The sequence below is a fragment of the Flagellimonas sp. genome, from assembly GCF_965233845.1.
Classification (GTDB): domain Bacteria; phylum Bacteroidota; class Bacteroidia; order Flavobacteriales; family Flavobacteriaceae; genus Flagellimonas.
Genome location: NZ_OZ247584.1, coordinates 4,056,047 through 4,078,771, shown reverse-complemented (window position 1 = coordinate 4,078,771; position 22,725 = coordinate 4,056,047). Strand labels below are relative to the sequence as shown.

The window sequence follows — 22,725 nt, the reverse complement described above, 5'->3', positions numbered from 1 at the left end:
TTGATGTTTGCAGTTATCACCAATAGTAGATGGGATTAAATCAGCATGTTCCTGGCCCGTTGAACGCCTTCCACCAGCACATCCACTTCCGCTTTGGTGTTGTAGAAGCTAAAGCTTGCCCTTACGGTTCCAGGAATTCCATAAAAGTCCATTATAGGTTGTGCGCAGTGGTGCCCGGTACGTACGGCAATGCCCAATTTATCCAAGATGGTTCCAATATCATAGGGATGAATGCCTTCAATATTGAATGAAATCACCGAAGTCTTGTCCTCTGCTGTACCATAAATCCGAAGTCCCTCAATACTTAACAGCTGCTCCGTGGCATAATCAAGTAAGTCTGATTCGTATTGGGCAATGGCTTCCATTCCAATGCCGTTCAGATAGTCCAGTGCCGCACCAAAAGCAATTCCGCCACAAATATTGGGAGTTCCGGCCTCAAATTTATGTGGTAAATCGGCATAGGTGGTCTTTTCAAAAGTAACCTCGGCAATCATTTCCCCTCCACCTTGATAGGGGGGCAATTTCTTCAACCATTCCTCTTTGCCATAAAGCATTCCAACCCCTGTTGGGCCACACATTTTATGGGCCGAAACTGTATAGAAATCCACATCCAAAGCTTGCATATCGGCCTTGATATGGGCCGCCGCTTGTGCTCCATCTATCAACACCGCAGCTCCTACCTTATGGGAAGCTTCAATAATTGCTTCAATGGGATTTACGGTACCTAGGGCATTGGATACGTGGTTGCAGAATACCAGTTTGGTTCGGTCTGAAAGCAGCTTATGAAACTCTCCCATGACCAATTCCCCATTTTCGTTCATGGGAATGACCTTCAATACGCCTCCAGTTCTTTCACACAACATCTGCCAAGGCACAATATTGGAGTGGTGCTCCATGGCAGAGACCAGAATCTCATCTCCTTTTTTGAGCAGTGAAGTAAATCCACTGGCCACCAAGTTGATACCATGGGTAGTTCCCGAAGTTAGGATTACCTCGTAAGCTTTGGCAATATTGAAATGGGTCTGGATTTTTCCCCGGGCAGCCTCATAGGCATCTGTAGCTTCTTGGGACAGGGTATGCACCCCACGATGGATGTTGGCATTGTACCTGTGGTAGTAATCCACAATTACATCAATGACCTGCTGAGGGGTTTGGGATGTTGCTGCATTGTCCAAGTACACTAGCGGCTTTCCATTCACCTCTCTTCGCAAAATGGGGAAATCCTTTCGGATTTTTTGGATATCCAAGCCTACTTCCAACATAGCTTACAGATCAAATCCAACACGTACTCCCAGGGTATTTGCGATAATCTTGTTGATCCGCTTTTTCAACTCCGGAATCCTAACACTTTCCAATACATTGTTGGCAAAGGCGTACATCAATAATGCGGTGGCTTCCTTCTTTGGAATTCCTCTGGATTGTAGATAGAACAAAGCATCTTCATCCAACTGACCAATGGTACAGCCGTGGGAGCATTTTACATCGTCTGCAAAAATTTCCAATTGGGGCTTGGTATTAATTGTTGCCTTGTCGCTGAGCAGAATGTTATTGTTCTGCTGAAAGGCATTTGTTTTTTGGGCTATCTGATCTACGATGATCTTCCCATTGAAAACTCCTGTGGACCTTTCCCCAAAAATTCCCTTGTAATCTTGATGGCTTTCGCAATTAGGCTGCGCATGGTGTACCAAGGTGTGATGATCCACATGTTGCTTTTCACCCAAAATGGTCACCCCTTTTAAGGTTGAATCAATTCGTTCCCCGTTTTGATAAAAATTAAGGTTGTTGCGCGTTAGTTTCCCCCCAAAGGAAAAGGTATGTACCCGAACAACGCTGTTATCTTTTTGGGAAATATAGGTATTGTCCACCAAGGAAGCGGTCTTCGCATCATTTTGAACTTTGTAGTAATCCACAATGGCATCCTTGGCTGCAAAAATCTCTGTCACGGCATTAGAGAACACTTCATTTTCCGTTAAGCTTTGATGACGTTCAATAATCTGTACCTCAGCATTTTCTTCTGCAATGATCAAATTCCGGGGCTGAAGCATCAAAGCCGCCTCGTTTCCAGTGGCAAAATGAATGATCTGTATGGGCTTTCTTGGCGCCTTGTTCTTTGGGATATAAATATAGGCTCCCTCTCTACTAAAGGCTGTATTCAAGGTAGTAAGCGACTCGTCTTTGGAGGCCACCTTATTAAAATAAAGCTCTATGATCTGCTTGTACATGGGCTTGCTGAAGGCGGCACTCATCAAACAGACATCTACCCCATCATGGGTGGTTTCAGACAAGTACGAGCTATAGACCCCGTCAACAAAGACAATCTTGTAAGTATCTATCTCGTGAAGGAAATACTTTTTGATATCCTTGTACTCCAGCGTATTTTCCTGTTTGGGAAACACACTAAAGTCCACTTTTTGAAGATTGTTCAAGGAAGTATACTTCCAAGCCTCTTCTTTTTTGGAAGGAAACCCTTTTTCCTCAAAATTCTTGATGGCCTCTGACCGAACTTCGTGTATGGGATTGTCCAAATCCACATTGTTCTCAAAAGCTATAAATGAAGAAAGTAATTTATCTTTTAAATCCATTCTTTATCAATTATCAATTACCAGTTATCAGTTTGTCAATTTCTGATATCTGACATCTGAAATCTCATTTCTGTTTTAAACAACCGTCTCCTGCTTTATCCAGTCATATCCTTTTTCCTCCAATTCCAAAGCCAATTCCTTGGTGCCCGATTTTACAATTTTTCCGTCGTGCAATACGTGCACAAAGTCCGGTACAATGTATTCCAGCAATCTTTGATAGTGGGTAATCACAATGATGGCATTCTCTCCGCCACGCAACTTGTTGACCCCATTGGCCACAATGCGAAGTGCGTCGATATCCAATCCGGAATCGGTTTCATCCAAGATAGCCAGCTTAGGCTCCATCATCGCCATTTGGAAAATCTCATTCCGTTTTTTCTCTCCTCCAGAAAATCCTTCATTGAGGGATCGGGACAAAAACTTACGGTCTATTTCCAACAGCTCAGATTTTTCACGGATCAATTTTAGCATCTGGTTGGCAGGCATATCCTCCAAGCCTCTTGCTTTTCTGGATTCATTGATGGCTGTTTTCATAAAGTTAGTCACGGAAACCCCAGGAATTTCAACGGGATATTGGAAGGAAAGAAAAATTCCTTTATGCGCTCTTTCTTCGGGAGCCAACTCTTCCAAATCCTCACCTTCCAGGGCAATGCTCCCTTTTTTAACCTCAAATTCTTCTTTACCTGCAATTACCGAAGCCAAGGTACTTTTCCCGGAACCATTGGGCCCCATAATGGCATGGACCTCTCCCGGATTCACCTGAAGGTTGATTCCCTTAAGGATTTTTTTATCCTCTACGCTGGCGTGTAAATTCTTTATCTCTAGCATTTTCAAAAATTGTCTTCTTAGTTTGAATTATTTGATTTCGGCTACGCTCAATCACCCTGATAGGTAGCTGAGCGGAGTCGAGGCTATCCTACTGAGCCTTCCAGGCTTATTTCCAATAATTTTTGGGCTTCAACGGCGAACTCCATGGGAAGCTTGTTCAAAACCTCCTTACTAAAACCGTTTACGATCAAGGCTATGGCCTTTTCCGTATCAATCCCCCTTTGGTTACAATAGAAAATTTGATCCTCCCCAATTTTACTGGTGGTGGCCTCATGCTCTATTTGAGCCGACTTGTTTTTTGCTTCGATATAGGGGAAAGTATGGGCGCCACAGCGGTTACCCATCAAAAGCGAGTCACATTGTGAAAAGTTCCGGGCATTTTCTGCCCTACTATTCACCTGAACCAAACCACGGTAACTGTTTTGTGATTGTCCTGCAGAAATTCCCTTGGAAATAATGGTACTCTTGGTGTTTTTGCCCAAGTGGATCATTTTGGTTCCCGTATCTGCCTGTTGGAAATTGTTGGTTACGGCAATGGAATAAAATTCCCCAATGGAGTTGTCACCTTTAAGCACACAAGATGGATATTTCCAGGTTACTGCGGAACCTGTTTCCACCTGTGTCCAAGAAATTTTTGCATTTTTCTCGCAAATCCCTCTTTTGGTCACAAAGTTGAATACGCCCCCTTTACCTTCTTTATCGCCAGGGAACCAGTTCTGAACCGTGGAATATTTTATCTCGGCATCATCCAGGGCAATCAGCTCCACGACTGCTGCGTGCAGTTGGTTCTCATCCCTAGACGGTGCGGTACAGCCCTCCAAATAACTTACATAACTGCCTTCGTCAGCAATCACCAAGGTTCTTTCAAACTGACCTGTTCCTGCTTGATTGATCCTGAAATACGTGGAAAGTTCCATGGGGCATCGTACCCCTTTTGGAATGTAACAGAACGATCCATCGGAAAACACAGCGGAATTCAGCGCCGCATAAAAATTATCCTTACGCGGAACCACGGTCCCGATATATTTTTTGACCAATTCCGGATGCTCTTGTATTGCTTCAGAAATGGAACAAAAGATAATTCCTTTTTCTGCCAGGGTCTTTTTGAAGGTAGTGGCCACAGAAACAGAGTCCATTACAATATCTACCGCAACACCTGCCAACTTTTTCTGTTCATCCAAGGAAATTCCCAACCGCTTGAAAGTGTCCAACAACTCGGGATCTACCTCGTCCAAGCTATTGTACTTGGGTTTTTTGTTGGGTGCGGAATAATAGGAGATGTCCTGAAAATTTGGCTTCTCGTATTGCACGTTGGCCCATTCCGGTTCATCCATCGCCTTCCAAGCACGGAAGGCCTCCAGACGCCATTCGGTCATCCACTCCGGCTCCTGTTTCTTTTGGGAAATGCCAATTACAATGTCCTCGCTCAATCCCTTGGGAAAGGTGTCCGATTCAATATCTGTATAGAAACCATACTCGTATTCCTTGGTTTCCAGTTCTTTTTTTAATTCTTCCTCTGTATAAGCCATACTTTACATTTAGCCAATGTGCAATGGGCAATTAACAATGTTCAATTAGAGTGAAAAGCTTTCTCCGCACCCGCATGTTCTTTGGGCATTGGGATTGTTGAAGACAAAGCCTTTACCGTTTAGTCCCCCGGAATATTCCAGCGTGGTGCCCACCAAGTACAAAAAGCTCTTTTTATCTACGATGATCCGTACAGCATTATCCTCAAAAACCTTGTCGTTTTCTGCTGCGGATTTGTCAAAATTCAGTTCATAGGACAATCCACTACAACCTCCGCTTTTTACTCCAACCCGAACAAAGTCCGTGGATGCATCGAAGCCTTCCTCAGTCATCAAGCTAACTACCTTTTGTTTGGCTGTTTCCGAAACTTTTATCATTCTACTTGAATTTATTCTAAATAGCCTACAAATATAGGTGTTTAGTAGGGTTTTACCATAGTTCCTAACATTATAATAACGAATCTTACAATAAGGTTTCTCTATTTTTAGCGACTCATGGTTGTGTCATAAATTGAATATTCAATCCTATTGTAAAATCAATCTTTTTTAAAATGAGCGATAAAGAAACAAGTCAAGGTCTTGTTCAGTTAACAAGTGCGCAATCTTTTGAGAAAACCTATCAGATTGTTCGGGATGCGTTGGAAAACAATCCGAAAATTGGAATACTTGCTGAAATTGACCATAGCAGCAATGCAAAAAGGGTAGGTTTAGAGCTTCCCAGAACCAAACTGATCCTATTTGGCAATCCTAACCTTGGGACTCCTTTAATGCAGCTGTCCCGAACCATAGCTATTGATCTACCTCAAAAAATATTGGTTTGGGAAGACATTGACGGAAAGGTCTTTCTAACGTACAATGACCCTGACTATTTATTGAAACGACATCATATTGCCAATAAAAATGACATTGCAGAAATGATCTCGAATGCGCTATCCAGTATAAGCAAAAAGGCAACTCAATAGCCATTATTTTATTTTGATGACCACAAGATCGGTCATTCCTTTTGGCACAAGCCCTGGGAAGTCTTCGCTGGCACTTTCACCAACAAGGAGCAGACTGCCCTTGTGGCTCTCTACCACATCAAATCCAAATTCAATGCCGGAACCCCCGAAAGTTTGCTGATATTCAATGTTCCCCAATGCGTCCGTCTTGATTATCCAAAGGTCGTTTTCTCCTTGGTTTTCCAGGGCATCTCCATCCGAGCTTTTGGAATTTCCCGCAATCAGTAAGCCTCCTTCTGCAGTTATGCTCACGGACTGGGCGGCATCAAAGGCTGTTCCTCCATACGTTTTTTCCCAAATCAATGCGCCGGTATCACTTACCTTGATCAACCACACATCAGACTCTCCATTGTTTTTTGAAATATCCGTATCCGCACTGAACGTGTTTCCAGTAACCACATAGCCACCATCCAAAGTTTTGGCTATACCATAGGCCTTGTCAATGCCTGTTCCTCCAAAAGACTGCTGCCAAAGTAATTCTCCCTGATTGCTCACTTTGAGCACCCAAAAATCATAGCTTCCTTTAGGATCGGTAATATCAAAATCATCGCTTTCCGAAGCTCCCGCCAGAACAAATCCACCATCGTCCGCCTGAACCACACCATAGGAGCGGTCATTGTTGGTTCCTCCAAAATATCTGCGCCATTCCAGATTGCCTTGTGCATCCAATTTGGTTCCCCAAAATTCACCAACCCCATGCCTTGTGAGATAACCGCCTTTACCCTCATTCCCTGCTCCGCCAGAGGAGGTTACATCCAAAAAACCTGAGAAGAAGAACCCGCCATCGGCCGTCTCAACCACATCATACGAATGGTCGTGACCAGAAAATCCAAAGCTCTTTTCCCAAAGAATATTCCCAGAATTGTCCAATTTCAAAATCCAGTTGTCGTGGAACCCTTCGTTGTTGCTCCCATCTCCATCATCACTCATGGCATAGCCCACTATAGCATAGCCCCCATCCCTGGTTTGAATCACGGACTGCCCCCGGTCATCTTTGGTTCCTCCGTAGGTTTTGCTCCAACTTAGATTACCTTCTTGATCCAGCTTCAGCAACCAATAGTCATTAACACTGGTGGACTTACCTGCCAAATCCCCATCCATACTATTGCTATAACCTAAAACCGCATAGCCGCCATCTGAAGTTTGGATCACGGATTGAGCCGTATCCTCGCCACTACCTCCAAAACTTATCATCCAATCCACCTCTCCCTCAAAGATTCGTTGTGAGGGAAGGTTTGTTGGTGAATCGTCATTGAGGCAACCCACTAGCATTGCCAGCATATACATTCCTACTAACTTCTTCATGGTGCAATTTTAATTGGCCTTTTGGATGACAAAGAGGCCACCAACTGTATCACTGATAACAATTTTACCGCTTTCAAAAAAGGGATATACACTCCAAACCCCATCAAATCCAGCAGTATTGTTAGCTGGAAGGGTATCAAAAAAAGCCTTTTCCGAAATATTCTCATTTTCAATATCCGAAATGTCAAGGACTCTCAGTCCCGCGGAATAATTGGCCAGGAAAAACTCATCTCCCAACACATAGCCGTTATGGTCTATAGCACCTGTAGGGCCTAAATAGGTAGTGTGCAGGCTTGGGTTGTCCAAATCGGAAAAATCAAAAATGAGGGTTCGGGAATTGAATCCAAAATCGGGTTCATCCAGTTCATCTCCCAAAATAAAGTAACGGTGATCCTCAGTAAACCATCCCTGATGGGTATACCCCACATTGGTATAGGACAAAGTAGATATCCCTACTGGGTTGGATTTGTCCGTGATATCCACTATGGCAATTTGGCTTTCATTGGCTCCAACAAAAATCTCTTGCCCGGTATAGTCTGTGTCCGGCCCTTGATAGGTAATCACCTGGGCATCATGGGTGTATCCGTTGCCCCCATAACCGCCAACTCCAGACGGACTGGTAGGGCTTTGAATGCTAACGAAATGAACCCCTCCGTTAAAGGCATCGTTTCGTGCCGTTCCTACGGGATAGGCATAGCCCATTTCTTCATTAATGACAATATTATGGGCATTCCCAATTCCCGTGTAACGCGCATCCGCTGTCAAAACCTGCGGCGGATTTTGAACATTCCGAAGTCTGGTCAAATCAAAAATCTGCATCCCATGATCGGGGGCTTCCGAAACAACAAAGGCATGGTTATTATAGACTTTAACATCTCTCCAGGTGCTATTATCCGTTGCCGTTGGCATTTTTCCAATATATATGGGATTGGAAGCGTCAGTGATATCGACAAAAGCGGTTCCGTTGTTTAGGCCGATCAAGGCATACTCTCTACTGTTTTCGGTATCTGTCCAGCCCCAGATATCATTCCCGGAACCTGCGCTTAAGGAACCCAAATTCATATGGAACACCAAATCATATCCATCACAGGGATAAATTGCCGCCATTCCACTTTCACAAGGTGTGGCCCCACGTGTTACATCTCCGCTTCCTATATCTATTGTGCTGCCCCCGCCATTGTTACCCCCATTGTTTCCTCCATTATTTCCTCCATTGTCCATGGGCGAAACAAAGCTATCATCACTGGAACAGGATAGTATAATGAAAACCAAAAGGATGGTAAAGTGAGGTTTTACCATTTCAAAGCAATTTTAAGTTCAATTTAAAGATACCATTTTATAATTATCCTAATTACTTTTGCAAAATGCTAGAAAACAAGAATGCTCAGCGAACTGCCCTGGAGCAATTAGGTGAATTTGGTTTGATCAAACATCTGACCCAACATTTTGAATTGACCCAACCCTCGTCTTTGAAAGGGGTGGGAGATGATGCTGCGGTTCTGGACTTTAAGAACCAAAAAACCATTGTGTCCACTGATCTTTTGGTGGAAGGCGTACACTTTGATTTGAGCTACATGCCCCTAAAACATTTGGGCTATAAAGCCGTAATGGCAAACCTTTCGGACATCTATGCCATGAATGCCGCTGCAACGCAGATTACGGTGTCGCTTGCAGTTTCCAACCGATTTCCTTTGGAAGCCCTTGAAGAATTCTACGCCGGGGTTGCCCAAGCTTGCAAAATTTACAAGGTGGATTTAGTAGGAGGTGATACAACCTCATCCACCAAGGGGATGTTGATTAGCGTAACAGCACTTGGGGTTGCCAATGAGGATGATTTGGTTTATCGATCAGGTGCCAAACCCAATGACCTGTTGGTTGTAACCGGAGATTTGGGGGGTGCGTACTTGGGGCTTCAGATCTTGGAACGTGAAAAAGAGGTGTTCAAGGTAAACCCCAACAGCCAACCCGATCTTGACCCCTACTCTTATATTGTAGAAAGGCAGTTAAAGCCTGAAGCTCGAAAAGACATTGTGGAACTACTGGAGAAGCTTGAGGTAAAACCAACCGCTATGATTGATATCAGCGACGGACTTTCTTCGGAAATTTTGCACCTCTCCGAGCAAAGTGGAACGGGTTGCAATCTTTTTGAGGATAAGATTCCTTTGGATCCTACAGTAATTTCCACCTCCGAAGAGTTTAAAATGGATTCCACAACCATAGCCTTGAATGGCGGGGAGGACTACGAGCTGCTTTTTACTATCGACCAAGCGGATTTCCCAAAGATCAAGGCCAATCCCAACCTAACGGTAATTGGTCACATGACCTCAAAAGCAGAGGGAACCCATTTGATCACAAGAGCCAACACAAAAATTGCATTGACCGCCCAGGGTTGGAGTTCCTTCAACAAATAAAAATCCCGAAAACAAGGGCAACACTCGAAAGACGGTCTTGGGGCACGCGACTGCACTGAACGAGTTGCTTACTTAATTTCCGGGATAACCCTTGAAATTTTTTAAAAGCGTGGCACTTACTATGCCACTTGGGGAACTTGTCTATTGCGTCTTTTGCGATACATATCTGCCAGAGTACTATTGATGTCCTGTCGCTGTGGGGTCAAAGCAGAAAGTTTACCACTTGCATCCGTGGTCACTTCTTTTTGACAATGCAGGCATTTGTACTCTTTAATATGCTCTGTAACCTTTTTGGAAACTACATAGTGGTGTCCAAATATGTTGCAGAAGAAAGAAGAAAATTTGTTGCCATGGTTGTGGGAGGAGGAAGTCTTCATAAGTTGGTTTTGTTTGGGAGCATTCAAACGATTTGGGGATCGAAAAATGCGGTAACATTTAACTGTAATTCTATTTTATAACTCTAATGTTTTAGATTAGACATTTATTACTGCAACGGCTGTTGATAACTTTTTATTTTGTGAACCTATCTGAAAAAGTTTTTTTTCGATGAAATACACACTTATCGATAAAAAGGGGCTTTCCGCCGTTGACTTACTTGTTCGAAATATAATTATTTGATTTATTTTAACAAAAAATTATTAACACTTTATGAACAAAAAAACTGTCGCCGTAACCGCGTTTGCACTTTTCTCCCTTTTTTTTGGCGCAGGTAATCTTATTCTACCCTCGCTTTTGGGTTTTAAGTCTGGAGATTTATGGTGGTTGGTTGCCCTTGGGTTTTGCTTATCGGCGGTTCTTATTCCAATTCTGGGAATTCTTGCCCATGCAAAATTGCAGGGCACCATGTTCGACTTTGCCAAGAAGGTCTCTCCCACATTCAGTTTGGTCTATTGTTATATTGTGTACGCCATTTCCATTGCGTTGCCATCTCCCAGAACAGCCTCTGTCACCCATGAAATGGCCATACAACCCATTTGGAATTCCTCTTCCCTGCTAACCAGTATCGTCTATTTTGTGCTGGTTTACGTTTTTGTGGTCAACCGTTCCAAGATTTTGGATGTGATAGGTAAATTTTTGACCCCAGGAATTTTGATTGTGCTGGTGCTGATCATGGGGGCAGCCATATTTAGCTTGGATTTCAACTTTGGAATTTCCCAGTTCAACAATTCCTTTACGGCCGGAATCTTGGAAGGTTATCAAACCTTTGATGCCATTGGCGCTGTGGTGGTAGGTGGGGTAATTATCATATCCATTAACCTAAAGGACAAGCAGGCTTCCTATGAAACCAAAAAAGGGCTTATCGCAAGAGCTGGATGGTTTGCTGGTCTTGGGTTGTTCCTTATTTATGCAGGCTTGATCTTAACAGGATCGCTCTTCGTTGATTCTTTTGATTCTGAAATTTCCCGAACAGCACTGCTTAGTGGCATCAGCCAAAAAACTTGGGGAAACACCGCTGCACTATTGCTTAGCGTCCTGGTGAGCCTTGCCTGTTTTACAACAGCCGTTGGAATTGTTACGGGTACAGCAGATTTTATCAGCGGACGCTTTAACGACTCCAAAACCGCCTATACCATCACAGCTATTGTAGGTTGTATCCTCGGGGTATTGATGGGGCAGTTCAACGTGGGATATATCATTGCTGTGGCCTTACCGGCTTTGATGTTTATTTACCCCATTACCATTGTGCTGATCATACTGAATGTGCTCCCGGAAAAGTGGGCGTCGGCCAAAGTCTTCCAGTGGGTGGTTATCACTACCATTGTATTTAGCATTCCAGACTTTTTGGGAAGCATAGGTTGGGGCGAATCCATTTCTGGACTTACTCAATATATTCCTTTGGGTGAAGCCCATATGGGCTGGGTATTGCCTGCCTTAGTGATGTTCATAATCTCCAATCTCAACCCAAACAAGAAACAGGATGTTTCGAGCTAGCCCCTTTTCTTTCTATTGTAATGATAAATGGCATAAGCAATCCCCACCAAAACCACAAAAGGCAAGTATGACCCAATAACCACCCCTATCTCATACCATTGATCCGGGGCTTCCTCCATTTTTTGCTTTATGTCTACCTGAAGTAAGCTTAGAAATCGCATCTTTTCAATTATCTAATTTGTCACTCTGAGCGCAGCGAAGAGTCCAACTATTTTTGCCGTTGTTTACCGGTTCATCAACTCCTCTATCTCCTCCGCTTCAATTGGGATATTCCGCATAAGATTAAATGGCTCCCCTTTCTCTTGAATGACCACATCATCTTCCAATCGAACCCCAAAGCCTTCATAGGGAATATAAATTCCAGGTTCTACGGTGAACACCATATTGGCCTTCATAGGGGTCTTGAGTTCCCCATAATCATGCGTGTCCAATCCAATATGGTGACTGGTGCCATGCATAAAGTACTTTTTATAGGCAGGCCAATCTTTATTTTCATTTTGTACATCCGCCTTGTCCAATAGTCCTAAGCCCAAAAGCTCCGAGGTCATAATCTTGCCCACTTCTTTGTGGTATTCGGCCCAAATGGTTCCCGGCACCAGCATTTTTGTAGCCTCGTTCTTCACTCGAAGCACGGCATCATAGACCGCACGTTGCCGGGCATTGTATTTCCCGTTTGCCGGGATGGTCCGGGTAAGGTCACTGGCATAGTTTGCATATTCCGCTGCCAAATCCATAAGAATCAAATCCCCGTCCTTAAGCTGTTGATTGTTTTCGATATAGTGCAATACATTGGCATTGTTTCCCGAAGCAATGATCGGGGTATAGGCAAAGCCTTTGGAGCGATTTTTTACAAATTCATGGAGAAACTCTGCTTCCATTTCATACTCCCAAACCCCAGGTTTGGTGAATCCCAATATCCTTCTAAATCCTTTTTCGGTGATATCACAGGCCTGCTGCATCAACGCAATTTCCTCTGGTTCCTTTACCCCTCTAATTTGCTGTAAAATAGGATTGCTCTTCGCCCATCTATGCGCGGGAAAGTCCTTTTTACACTTTTCGATAAAGCGATCTTCCCTAGTTTGCGTTATCACAGCCTGCCTGTAGTGTTCATTGGTATTAAAGTAAATGGTATCTGCTTCCGTCATCAAATCAAAAAAGATCTTGTCAAAATCGGTAAGCCAATAAACCGTTTCAATTCCGGAAACCTCCGTCGCTTGTTCCTTGGTCAATTTTGCTCCTTCCCAAACGGCAATATGCTCATTGGTTTCCCTAACAAACAGGATTTCCCTGTGTTTTTTATCCATGGCGTCTGGGAAAAGCAACAACATGGTTTCCTCCTGATCAGCCCCACTTAGATAAAAAATATCCCTGTGTTGTTCAAAGGCCATGGTGCTATCCGCACTAATGGGATAAATGTCATTGGAATTGAACACAGCAATACTTTTGGACTGCATTTGAGCCATAAATTTCTTGCGGTTTTTAAAAAAAAGCTGATTGCTGATCGCGTGGTATTTCATGTTTCAAAAAGGTTTGTCCAAATGTAGGTAATTGCTATACCGATGACAAATTCATACCTTCCACATTGAAACAAAACAGCTAGTTCATGAAACAATTCCTACTCCCGTTATTGCTCCTTCTTTTTCAAGCGATTCCTGCACAACAAAAGCCTACCGAGGCCGGTACCATAATTGAAGCTTTGGCACAAAAAACGAAGATGGCAGAAACGTCCTTGGTTAAAAATATTCCCCTAAAAAATATTGGCCCTTCCGTGATGAGTGGTAGGGTAGTGGATTTGGATGTCAACCCCAATGATCCAACAGAATTTTATGTGGCTTATGCTTCCGGGGGACTATGGCACACCCATACCAATGGGATTTCTTTCACCCCAGTCATGGATAATTCAAATACCCAAAATATTGGGGATATTGCTGTGGACTGGAACAATGGAACCATTTGGGTGGGAACGGGTGAAAACAATTCCTCCCGTTCTTCCTATGCAGGCATTGGCATTTTAAAATCCACTGACAAAGGGAAAACTTGGCAAAATATGGGATTGAACGATTCGCACCATATTGGCAGGATCTTGATCAATCCCAACAATCCAAATGAGGTTGTTGTAGGGGTAACGGGGCGGCTTTATTCACCAAATAAGGAGAGAGGAATCTATAAAACCACAGATGGTGGACAAACCTGGACACAAACACTTTTTGTAAATAATGCAACGGGAATTATAGATATGGCCTTTGCACCCAACAACTTCAATATACAATATGCCGCGGCCTGGGAAAAGGACCGTAAAGCCTGGAATTTTACTGGAAATGGCTCCGCTTCGGGTATTTACAAAAGTGTGGATGGTGGTAACCACTGGACGTTGATCAGCACTGAGGGCAGCGGTTTCCCAACTGGAGAGGGCGTTGGCCGTATTGGACTGGCAGTTTTTGATGATAACACTGTTTATGCCGTTCATGATAGCCAGTTTAGACGGGAGAAAAGAGAGAAGAAAAAAGAGGATGGGTTGACCAAGGACGACTTTAAGACAATGGATGTGGAAGCCTTTCTTGCTTTGGATGATAAAAAACTGAACGAATATCTGAAGACCAACGGCTTTCAGGAAAAGTATCGGGCCCAGAACGTAAAACAATTGGTGCGCAGTGGCTCAGTGAAGCCTGTTGATCTGGCCAAGTATTTGGAAAATGCGAATTCGCTGTTGTTTGATACCCCTGTAATTGGTGCGGAAGTGTATCGCAGTGACAATGCAGGATCCAGCTGGCAAAAAATGAATTCAAACTATATTGATGACCTATTCTATAGTTACGGTTACTACTTTGCGCAAATCAGGATAGACCCCAACAACAAAGACCATATTTATTTGGCCGGGGTGCCTCTGGTCAAGTCTGAAAATGGAGGGGATACCTTTACATCCATTGGCAAGGAAAATGTACATGTGGACCATCACGCGCTTTGGATCAACCCAAAACGACCAGGGCACTTGATCAACGGTAATGATGGGGGGCTCAACATCAGCTATGACGATGGGGAAAATTGGGTAAAAAACAATTCGCCCAAAGTGGGACAATTCTATGCCATCAATATAGACCATGAAGAACCTTATAATGTATATGGCGGTTTACAGGACAATGGGGTTTGGAAAGGGGCACACAACAATAAGGAAGATCGGGGATGGCACCAAAGTGGTGCCAATCCATGGAAATCCATTCTGGGAGGGGATGGCATGCAGGTCCAGATAGACAATAGAAACTCCAATACAGTATATACAGGGTATCAGTTTGGAAATTACTACCGTTTGGACCTGGAGAATGGGAAGCAAAAGTACATTCAGCCTAAACATGAGTTGGGCGAATCTCCGTACCGTTTCAACTGGCAAACCCCCATCCTGTTGTCGGAGCACAACCAAGACATCCTCTATCTGGGCAGCAATAAACTGCATCGTTCATTGAATCAAGGAGATGATTGGGAGACCATTTCCAACGATTTGACCCAGGGAGGCAAACCCGGTAATGTGGCCTATGGCACCCTGACCACATTATCTGAATCGCCATTCAAATTTGGGCTATTGTACACTGGTAGTGATGATGGTCTGATCCAGGTTTCCAAAAATGGAGGTGGAAGTTGGGACCTTATCTCTGGTTCCCTTCCGCAAAATTTATGGGTAAGTGAAGTGGCAGCATCCAAACACAAAAAGGAAAGGGTTTATGCCACCTTGAACGGCTATCGCTCGGATGATTTTACTCCCTATATATATGTAAGTGAGAACTATGGAAAGTCTTGGAAGAATATTTCAAGTAATATTCCTGCATCACCGGTAAATGCGCTGGTTGAGGATCCCGAAAATGAAAATCTACTGTTTGCAGGTACGGATAACGGTTTGTACACCAGCTTCGATCGTGGGGAAACCTGGGAACTTTTCCAAAATGGAATGCCCAATGTGGCCGTACATGATTTGGTCATTCAGCCCGAGGCCAAACATCTTTTGGTTGGGACCCATGGCCGAAGTATCTACAAGGCAGATATTTCAGTGTTGCAACAAATGACCCCGGAAGCTATTTCCAAAAATTTGGTCGTTTTTGAGGTAGATGCCATCAAGCATTCCAAGAGTTGGGGCAACGCTACCTACACTTGGGGCAAACCGGAAACACCAGGCCTGGACATTAACTTCTATTGTTCCGCTCCGGGTTCTTGCGTTGCCCGAGTATTGACCGTGAATGGCACAGAAGTCAGCTCCACTGAAATGGAGGCTGAAAAAGGACTAAACATCCTTTCCTATGATTTGGCGTTCTCCAAAAAAGGGAAAAGCAACTTCCTTAAAAGAAACAAAATGAAATTGGAAGAAGCCAAGGATGGAAAAACCTACCTCCCTAAAGGGGCCTATATGGTGGAAATTTCAGGAAATGGACAAACCCAAAAAATTGAATTCTCCATAGAGTAGTTTCCATCAGGTTTGTGGGACTTTCTTCACCTAATCAACTTGAGGAATAGTTCCAAGTGTATTGGTTTGGTAATCAGCTATAAAGAATTAAAGATTTTCTTAAATTTAGAACTCTTGATGGTTCAATTGCATCCTTCCCCCACTTTTGGTTGAACCCTTTAGCACTGGCGAATACATCAACCTAAACTTTTCACATCATGGAGAATGATAGACGGAAACGCATTAAGTCCATTGACATGTTACGCGGATTGGTAATGGTCATCATGGCTTTGGATCATGTCCGTGATTATTTCCATGCCGACGCCTACTTTTTTGATCCTTCGGATTTATCCCAGACCAACGTGCCCTTATTCTGGACCCGTTTTGTGACCCATTTTTGCGCCCCGGTTTTTGTCTTTCTGGCCGGAACTTCTGCTTTTTTTGTTGGACAGCGTAGAACTAAAAAATCACTTTCCGTTTGGCTTTTGAAAAGAGGGATTTGGTTGATCATTGCCGAGTTTACCATTATTAAGCTAGCTTGGATGTTCAAATTGGACTATTCAGGAGTACTCCTGCAGGTCATCTGGGTGCTGGGGATAAGTATGATATTTTTGGCGGGCTTCATACATCTTCCCAAAAAATTGGGCATTGTTATCTGTTTAGTAGCTGTTTTTGGGCATAATTTATTGGATTCGGTGGCCCCTGCCGCACCTTTTGCAGCAGGGCTATGGTCCTTTTTACACGTATTTAATCTTGTTGACATGGGATTTATCAAAATCTTCGTTGGATATCCCATGATTCCCTGGATCTTTGTAATGCCCTTGGGCTACTATTTGGGCGAACTTTATAAACCTTCTTTTGATCCCAAACTGAGAATTTCCCGATTGCTGCAGATAGGTTTGGGGTTAACCCTCCTGTTTTTCGCTCTTAGGGCCATCAATATTTATGGGGATTCATATCATTGGGCCACACAGGATTCAGTTGGACTCACCATTGCATCTTTTTTCAACATTACCAAATATCCACCATCCCTGCATTTCTTGCTGATAACACTTGGTCCCTCTTTGGTGTTCTTGGCCCTTGTAGAAAATTGGCAGAACAAATGGACCGAAAAAATGGTGGTTATTGGCAGGGTGCCAATGTTTTTTTACATCGTCCATATTTATGTAATTCATGCATTGGCTGTAATTGCAGCAATGATGACAGGCTTCAGTTTTTCTGATATGGTGATCGATCTTTGGATTACCCTCCAGCCCCAATTACAGGGATATGGCTTTGATCTCTGGGTAGTTTATCTTATTTGGGTTGTGCTCATTATTGCGCTTTATCCCATTTGTAGTTGGTACAACAACTATAAGACAGCCCATAGGGAAAAATGGTGGTTGAGCTATTTATGATCGCCAAAAAATTATGGGTTTTCATTGGTGTTCGTAGCATGTTTTCATCATTAAAAAAAGATTATGCTTCAATAAATTTTGATGAAATCTATCAAAAAACAAGGGATAGCGTCCAATTATTCCTATTTTTATGGTTTCCAACCAACCTTTTTCAATCTTTTTAACCGATTACCCCTTTTTGGAACGTATGCAACGTGTTCGAGAAATAGCATTCTTTAAAAATATTCGGGAAATCCGCGAATATGAGTTTGGGGTATTCTATTTTTTCGATGGGCTTGTTATTTCCGAAATCAAGGAAGGTGTGGTCTTTAACTGGGCCATGGCCCAAAAGGTCATCGATGCCGCTTATGAAGTGATTGGACGGGACAGACCCATCGCCTATATTTCCAACCGAATTCACAATTACTCTGTGGTGCCCACAGATTGGATCAAATTTTATACACATAGAAACCAACTGGAACTCTACTCGGTGGTTGCCTATAACAAAAGTGGGCTTGCCAGTATTATCATGGAAAAGATGTTCTTTAGGAACAACATTCGTCAATTTTCCGATTTGGATACTGCCATTAATTGGAGCATATCAAAAATTGAGGCTAAAAACGAACAGCCAACCATTTAACACCCTAAATGGAATAGGGCATCTCCTTGGTTCACCACTGCCTGATGGTTAATGCAAAAGATATATCCATCAAAGGGCGCTTTTATTTTCTTGTTTTTTTTGGCGTCCGTATCGGTGATCATCCCAATGGTTTCACCTTTCACCACGGCACTCCCATTGCTTTTTTGAGGAATAAACATCCCTGCCCTGGAAGCCCTGAGCCAGCGTGTTTTATTTAATTCAATAGACTGCCGTTCCCGTGACGCCGTTTTTTTGGAGAGCATTCCCAGGGAATTCAACACATTTTTAATTCCAAGGATTCCTTGCTCAATTGACCCTTCATCAAAACGCATGCTTTCTCCTGCCTCATACACTATGGTGGGGATTCCCATCTGGAGCGAAGCCTTCCTGAACGATCCTGCTATCAATCTGGAAGCAAAATAGAAGGGAGCGTTGAAAGCCTCCGCCAATTTTTTGCTTTGCATGTCTTCTTGGGAATACCTGATCTGCGGAAAATTGAATCGCTGTCCACCTCCCGTATGAAGGTCTATTCCATAATCGATTTGGGGTAAAATTTCAGAGGTATAGGTATAGGCAATCCTGCTGGCCAAGGAACCCGTTTTTCTTCCAGGAAAGCTCCTGTTCACGTCCTTCCCATCCGGAACATCCCGTGAAAAATGTATAAAACCAAAAATATTTAGAATCGGTACCACAATTACAGCTCCTTTCTTGATATCAAACATATCGTTCTGAAGCATTCTTCTGACCGTTTCCACGCCATTGATTTCATCGCCATGCAAGCCTGCCTGTACCAAAACCGTTGGGCCTGCTTTTTTTGCATTAAAAACATGCACGGGAATATGAATCAAGGTGCCGGTTGGCAATCGGGCAATATCTATCTGTATCAATTTATTCTGTCCCGGAGCTACCCGCTCTCCATTGATGGCAATGGTTTTATTTTCGCTTTCGATACCCATTTTTTTCCACAAATTGAATGATGTGCTTGGCCACATTAACCCCAGTTGCAGCTTCAATGCCTTGCAAACCGGGAGAGGCATTGACCTCAATTAAAACTGGGCCTTTTTTGGAGCGCATTAAATCTACCCCAGCAACGCCAAGTCCTAAATATTTAGTGGCGTTCAAAGCTATGTATTGCTCCTTGGCGGTAGGTTTGATAGCCGTGGTGTCGGCCCCTCGATGCACGTTGGATCGGAAATCATCCAAGTCACTGGTTCGTTTCATGCTGGCCACCACCTGGTTGCCCACCACAATAATTCGGATGTCCTCCCCATTGGCCTCGGCAATATAGCGTTGCAAAAGAATGCTGGTATCCATCTTGTAAAGTGTATCTATAATGGACTTGGCCGATTTTTTGGTTTCGGCCAAAATCACTCCCATCCCGTGGGTTCCCTCTTGAAGCTTAATGATTACCGGTGGCCCGCCCAATAATTTGATCTGCTCCTCAATGTTATCAGGGTTGATGGAAAAGACCGTCTCGGGAATTGGTATGCCCTTGCGTGCCATAATTTGTAGAGTGCGCACCTTGTTTCTTGCCCTGGTAATCCCCAGGGAACGTGCCGTGCTGAACACATTGTTCATTTCAAACTGTTTTACAATGGCTACTCCGTGCCGGGTAACCTTGGCTCCAATTCTTGGGATAATGGCATCAAACTCATTGGTCACATTTTCCTCATCCAGATAAATCTGGGGGTTCCCCTCACCCAACTTTACAGAGCATTTGGTATGGTCAATAACCTCCACATAATGTCCGGCATTCTGGGCTTCCTCAACAATCCTCTTGGTAGAGTGTACATTAAGGCTCACGGATAAGATGGCAATGTCCATAAGGGATTTTGGTCGGTTATAAATCAATTGTAATATCGGTTAAAATTCCCAGTTGTTGGAATTTTGGTCCAATTAAATGCTTCAAGTTGAAGCCATTCCAAGCATAGGTTATAATCGGTCTAAATAAGACACTTATGGCCGTTGAAAGCTTGTTAAAAACTCAATCGTGACGTAAATTTGTAGTTAAAACCAACGCTAATGAGTGGATTGATAAAATCTTCGATTGCCCGCAAGGTAGTGATGGCACTTTCGGGTCTCTTTCTGGTAATTTTTCTAGTACTGCACGTAACCATCAATTTAGCATCGGTCATCTCCCCCGATTTTTTTAATGAAGCTTCCCACTTTATGGGATACAACCCACTGGTGCAATACCTCATGCAACCCATTTTGATCATTGGGGTCATTGTACATTTTGTGATGGGGTTTGGTCTTGAATTACAAAACAAAAGGGCCAGGGGAATCAGCTATGTAAAATATAGTGGCAGCGCCAACGCTCCCTGGGTTTCCAGAAACATGATCTATTCCGGGCTGGTTATTTTGGCATTTTTGGGATTGCACTTCTACGATTTTTGGGTTCATGAAATGACCTACAAATACATCGAAATGAATCCTGAAAACCCTACCCGATATTATGCAGAAACAGTTGAAAAGTTTGCCCCTTTTTGGAGAACCATCATTTATGTGGTTTCATTTGTGCTGCTAAGTCTGCATCTGTGGCACGGATTTTCTTCCTCCTTCCAATCCATGGGAGTGAACAACAAATACACCCCAGCCATTAAATCTTTTACAAAAATATTTGCGGTGGTAGTGCCATTAGCGTTCGTGTTCATTGCACTGTACCATCACCTTAACCCAATAACACATTAATTATGGGCATATTGGATTCCAAAATTCCATCCGGTCCTTTGGCCGATAAATGGACCAAGCACAAAAACGACATCAATCTTGTTAATCCGGCCAACAAACGAAACATTGACGTGATCGTGGTTGGAACTGGATTGGCAGGTGGAGCCGCGGCAGCCACATTGGCCGAGTTGGGTTATAATGTGAAGACTTTTTGCTACCAGGATTCTCCCAGAAGAGCGCACTCCATTGCAGCACAGGGAGGTATCAATGCAGCCAAAAACTACCAAGGAGACGGGGATAGCCCTTATCGATTGTTTTACGACACCATCAAAGGTGGGGACTACCGTTCCAGGGAAGCCAATGTATATCGTTTGGCTGAGGAGTCTGCCAATATCATAGATCAATGTGTGGCACAAGGTGTGCCCTTTGCCCGTGAATATGGCGGTCTTTTGGACAACCGTTCATTTGGCGGGGTTTTGGTCTCCCGAACTTTTTATGCCAAGGGACAGACCGGACAGCAATTGCTTTTAGGTGCCTACGCGGCCATGAACCGACAAATCAATCGAGGGAAAATCCAAGCGTACAACCGCCATGAAATGATGGATTTGGTTTTAGTGGATGGAAAAGCTCGGGGCATTATTGCCCGTGATTTGGTTAGCGGAGAAATCCAAAGGCATAGTGCCCATGCCGTAGTTTTGGCAACTGGGGGCTATGGCAATGTTTTCTTTTTGTCCACCAATGCCATGGGAAGCAACGTGATGGCAGCTTGGCGAGCCCATAAAAAAGGAGCTTTCTTTGCCAATCCTTGTTATACGCAGATCCACCCAACCTGTATTCCGGTTTCTGGAGAACATCAATCCAAGTTGACGCTGATGTCAGAATCTTTGAGGAACGATGGTCGTATTTGGGTGCCGAAACGCAAGGAGGATGCCATTGCCATTAGGGAAGGGAAATTGAAGCCTACACAATTGGGCGAGGAAGAACGCGATTACTATTTGGAACGTAGATATCCCGCCTTTGGAAATCTGGTTCCCCGTGACGTGGCTTCCAGAGCCGCCAAGGAAAGATGTGATGCTGGGTTTGGTGTAAACAAAACCGGCGAAGCTGTTTATCTTGATTTTGCCGCCGCCATAGAACGTTACGGTAAGGAAAAAGCCATGACCTCCGGTATTAAAAATCCAGATAAAGAAACCATTATACAACTAGGAGAGGAAATTATAGAAGCCAAGTACGGTAACCTTTTCCAGATGTATGAAAAAATTGTGGACGAGAATCCTTATAAGACCCCAATGATGATCTACCCTGCGGTGCACTATACCATGGGTGGTCTTTGGGTGGATTATAATTTACAGACCACCATTCCTGGTTGTTACTGTGCAGGCGAAGCCAATTTCAGTGACCATGGTGCCAACCGACTTGGAGCTTCAGCCTTGATGCAAGGTTTGGCAGATGGTTATTTTGTACTGCCGTATACCATCGGTGACTATTTATCTGATGATATCCGTACAGGAACCATTTCAACTGATTCTCCAGAATTTGAAGCTGCCGAAAACGAAGTTAGGGGTCGTCTGGAAAAATTGATGTCAGGGACTGGAATCCATTCTGTGGATTACTATCATAAAAAGTTGGGCAAAATCATGTGGAACAAATGTGGTATGTCCAGAAACGAAAAAGAATTGGAGGAAGCCATTGGCGAAATAGCCGAATTGCGAAAGGATTTTTGGGAAAATGTAAAAATTCCTGGTCAAGCCGATTCCAAAAACCAAGAGTTGGAGAAAGCCGGAAGGGTTGCCGACTTTTTGGAATTGGGAGAACTTTTTGCCAAGGATGCCTTACATAGAAAAGAATCTTGTGGAGGTCATTTTAGGGAAGAATACCAAACCGAAGAAGGAGAGGCCTTGCGTGATGATGAGAACTTCAAGTATGTGGCTGCATGGGAGTTTAAGGGTGAACCCAAGGATGCAGAGTTGCACAAGGAGGATTTGGTTTACGAAAATATCGAATTAAAGACACGTTCTTACAAATAAA

General features: G+C 43.6%; 20 protein-coding genes. 8 read left to right on the top strand and 12 right to left on the bottom strand.

Annotated elements, in window-relative coordinates; genetic code table 11:
- Positions 1-35: 35 nt before the first annotated feature.
- From ACO6S0_RS18195 to ACO6S0_RS18175, 5 genes are all read right to left on the bottom strand, one after another.
- On the bottom strand, positions 36-1,262 hold the full coding sequence (locus ACO6S0_RS18195) for an aminotransferase class V-fold PLP-dependent enzyme (RefSeq protein WP_422349708.1): 1,227 nt from the start codon (positions 1,260-1,262) through the stop codon (positions 36-38).
- A 3-nt stretch (positions 1,263-1,265) separates the two neighbouring features.
- Complete coding sequence (gene sufD, locus ACO6S0_RS18190) at positions 1,266-2,582, bottom strand: Fe-S cluster assembly protein SufD (RefSeq protein WP_422349707.1); 1,317 nt, start codon at positions 2,580-2,582, stop codon at positions 1,266-1,268.
- 75 nt (positions 2,583-2,657) lie between these two features.
- Positions 2,658-3,410 carry a Fe-S cluster assembly ATPase SufC gene (sufC, locus tag ACO6S0_RS18185; protein ID WP_420401540.1) on the bottom strand — a complete coding sequence of 251 codons (753 nt, stop codon included), beginning with the start codon at positions 3,408-3,410 and terminating at the stop codon, positions 2,658-2,660.
- 83 nt (positions 3,411-3,493) lie between these two features.
- A complete protein-coding gene (gene sufB / locus ACO6S0_RS18180; RefSeq protein WP_422349706.1) occupies positions 3,494-4,939 on the bottom strand; it encodes a Fe-S cluster assembly protein SufB in 1,446 nt (481 codons plus the stop codon).
- A gap of 45 nt (positions 4,940-4,984) precedes the next feature.
- On the bottom strand, positions 4,985-5,314 hold the full coding sequence (locus ACO6S0_RS18175) for a HesB/IscA family protein (RefSeq protein WP_138836632.1): 330 nt from the start codon (positions 5,312-5,314) through the stop codon (positions 4,985-4,987).
- A 173-nt stretch (positions 5,315-5,487) separates the two neighbouring features.
- Between ACO6S0_RS18175 and ACO6S0_RS18170 the strand changes: the two genes are divergently transcribed.
- Positions 5,488-5,898, top strand: coding sequence for a DUF302 domain-containing protein (locus tag ACO6S0_RS18170; protein ID WP_422349705.1), 411 nt, complete (start codon positions 5,488-5,490; stop codon positions 5,896-5,898).
- Between the two features lie 3 nt (positions 5,899-5,901).
- Here the strand turns inward: ACO6S0_RS18170 and ACO6S0_RS18165 are convergent, their stop codons facing one another.
- Positions 5,902-7,242, bottom strand: a complete 1,341-nt coding sequence (locus ACO6S0_RS18165) for a hypothetical protein (RefSeq protein ID WP_422349704.1) — start codon at positions 7,240-7,242, stop codon at positions 5,902-5,904.
- 9 nt (positions 7,243-7,251) lie between these two features.
- Positions 7,252-8,541, bottom strand: a complete 1,290-nt coding sequence (locus tag ACO6S0_RS18160) for a choice-of-anchor B family protein (protein WP_422349703.1) — start codon at positions 8,539-8,541, stop codon at positions 7,252-7,254.
- 65 nt (positions 8,542-8,606) lie between these two features.
- On the opposite strand from ACO6S0_RS18160, the gene thiL reads away from it, so the two are divergent.
- Entirely contained in the window at positions 8,607-9,653 is a 1,047-nt protein-coding gene (gene thiL / locus ACO6S0_RS18155) for a thiamine-phosphate kinase (RefSeq protein WP_422349702.1), read from the top strand.
- 119 nt (positions 9,654-9,772) lie between these two features.
- Here the strand turns inward: thiL and ACO6S0_RS18150 are convergent, their stop codons facing one another.
- Positions 9,773-10,030, bottom strand: a complete 258-nt coding sequence (locus ACO6S0_RS18150; RefSeq protein WP_420401535.1) for a hypothetical protein — start codon at positions 10,028-10,030, stop codon at positions 9,773-9,775.
- A 271-nt stretch (positions 10,031-10,301) separates the two neighbouring features.
- Between ACO6S0_RS18150 and brnQ the strand changes: the two genes are divergently transcribed.
- Positions 10,302-11,585 carry a branched-chain amino acid transport system II carrier protein gene (brnQ, locus tag ACO6S0_RS18145; protein WP_422349701.1) on the top strand — a complete coding sequence of 428 codons (1,284 nt, stop codon included), beginning with the start codon at positions 10,302-10,304 and terminating at the stop codon, positions 11,583-11,585.
- Here brnQ and ACO6S0_RS18140 read toward each other — a convergent pair.
- Positions 11,582-11,746, bottom strand: coding sequence for a hypothetical protein (locus ACO6S0_RS18140; protein WP_422349700.1), 165 nt, complete (start codon positions 11,744-11,746; stop codon positions 11,582-11,584). The two genes, brnQ and ACO6S0_RS18140, sit on opposite strands and share 4 nt — an antisense overlap.
- A gap of 63 nt (positions 11,747-11,809) precedes the next feature.
- Positions 11,810-13,102, bottom strand: a complete 1,293-nt coding sequence (locus ACO6S0_RS18135; protein WP_422349699.1) for an aminopeptidase P family protein — start codon at positions 13,100-13,102, stop codon at positions 11,810-11,812.
- Positions 13,103-13,188: 86 nt separating this feature from the next.
- On the opposite strand from ACO6S0_RS18135, the gene ACO6S0_RS18130 reads away from it, so the two are divergent.
- From ACO6S0_RS18130 to ACO6S0_RS18120, 3 genes are all read left to right on the top strand, one after another.
- Entirely contained in the window at positions 13,189-16,032 is a 2,844-nt protein-coding gene (locus ACO6S0_RS18130) for a VPS10 domain-containing protein (RefSeq protein WP_422349698.1), read from the top strand.
- 197 nt (positions 16,033-16,229) lie between these two features.
- Positions 16,230-17,408: a DUF1624 domain-containing protein gene (locus tag ACO6S0_RS18125; protein ID WP_422349697.1), complete on the top strand. Its 1,179-nt coding sequence runs from the start codon at positions 16,230-16,232 to the stop codon at positions 17,406-17,408.
- Positions 17,409-17,538: 130 nt separating this feature from the next.
- Entirely contained in the window at positions 17,539-18,027 is a 489-nt protein-coding gene (locus tag ACO6S0_RS18120; protein ID WP_422349696.1) for a hypothetical protein, read from the top strand.
- On the opposite strand, the gene ACO6S0_RS18115 is transcribed toward ACO6S0_RS18120, so the two are convergent.
- Positions 18,024-18,983 (bottom strand): succinylglutamate desuccinylase/aspartoacylase family protein, encoded by a 960-nt coding sequence (locus ACO6S0_RS18115; protein WP_422349695.1) that lies wholly within the window; start codon positions 18,981-18,983, stop codon positions 18,024-18,026. The two genes, ACO6S0_RS18120 and ACO6S0_RS18115, sit on opposite strands and share 4 nt — an antisense overlap.
- Positions 18,961-19,851 (bottom strand): RimK family alpha-L-glutamate ligase, encoded by an 891-nt coding sequence (locus ACO6S0_RS18110; RefSeq protein ID WP_422349694.1) that lies wholly within the window; start codon positions 19,849-19,851, stop codon positions 18,961-18,963. Before ACO6S0_RS18110 ends, ACO6S0_RS18115 begins: the two co-directional genes overlap by 23 nt.
- Positions 19,852-20,049: 198 nt before the next feature.
- Here ACO6S0_RS18110 and ACO6S0_RS18105 point away from each other — a divergent pair, with 198 nt between their 5' ends.
- Both ACO6S0_RS18105 and ACO6S0_RS18100 read left to right on the top strand, forming a co-directional pair.
- Entirely contained in the window at positions 20,050-20,718 is a 669-nt protein-coding gene (locus tag ACO6S0_RS18105) for a succinate dehydrogenase cytochrome b subunit (RefSeq protein ID WP_422349693.1), read from the top strand.
- 2 nt (positions 20,719-20,720) lie between these two features.
- Positions 20,721-22,724, top strand: a complete 2,004-nt coding sequence (locus ACO6S0_RS18100; RefSeq protein WP_422349692.1) for a fumarate reductase/succinate dehydrogenase flavoprotein subunit — start codon at positions 20,721-20,723, stop codon at positions 22,722-22,724.
- Position 22,725: the final 1 nt, after the last annotated feature.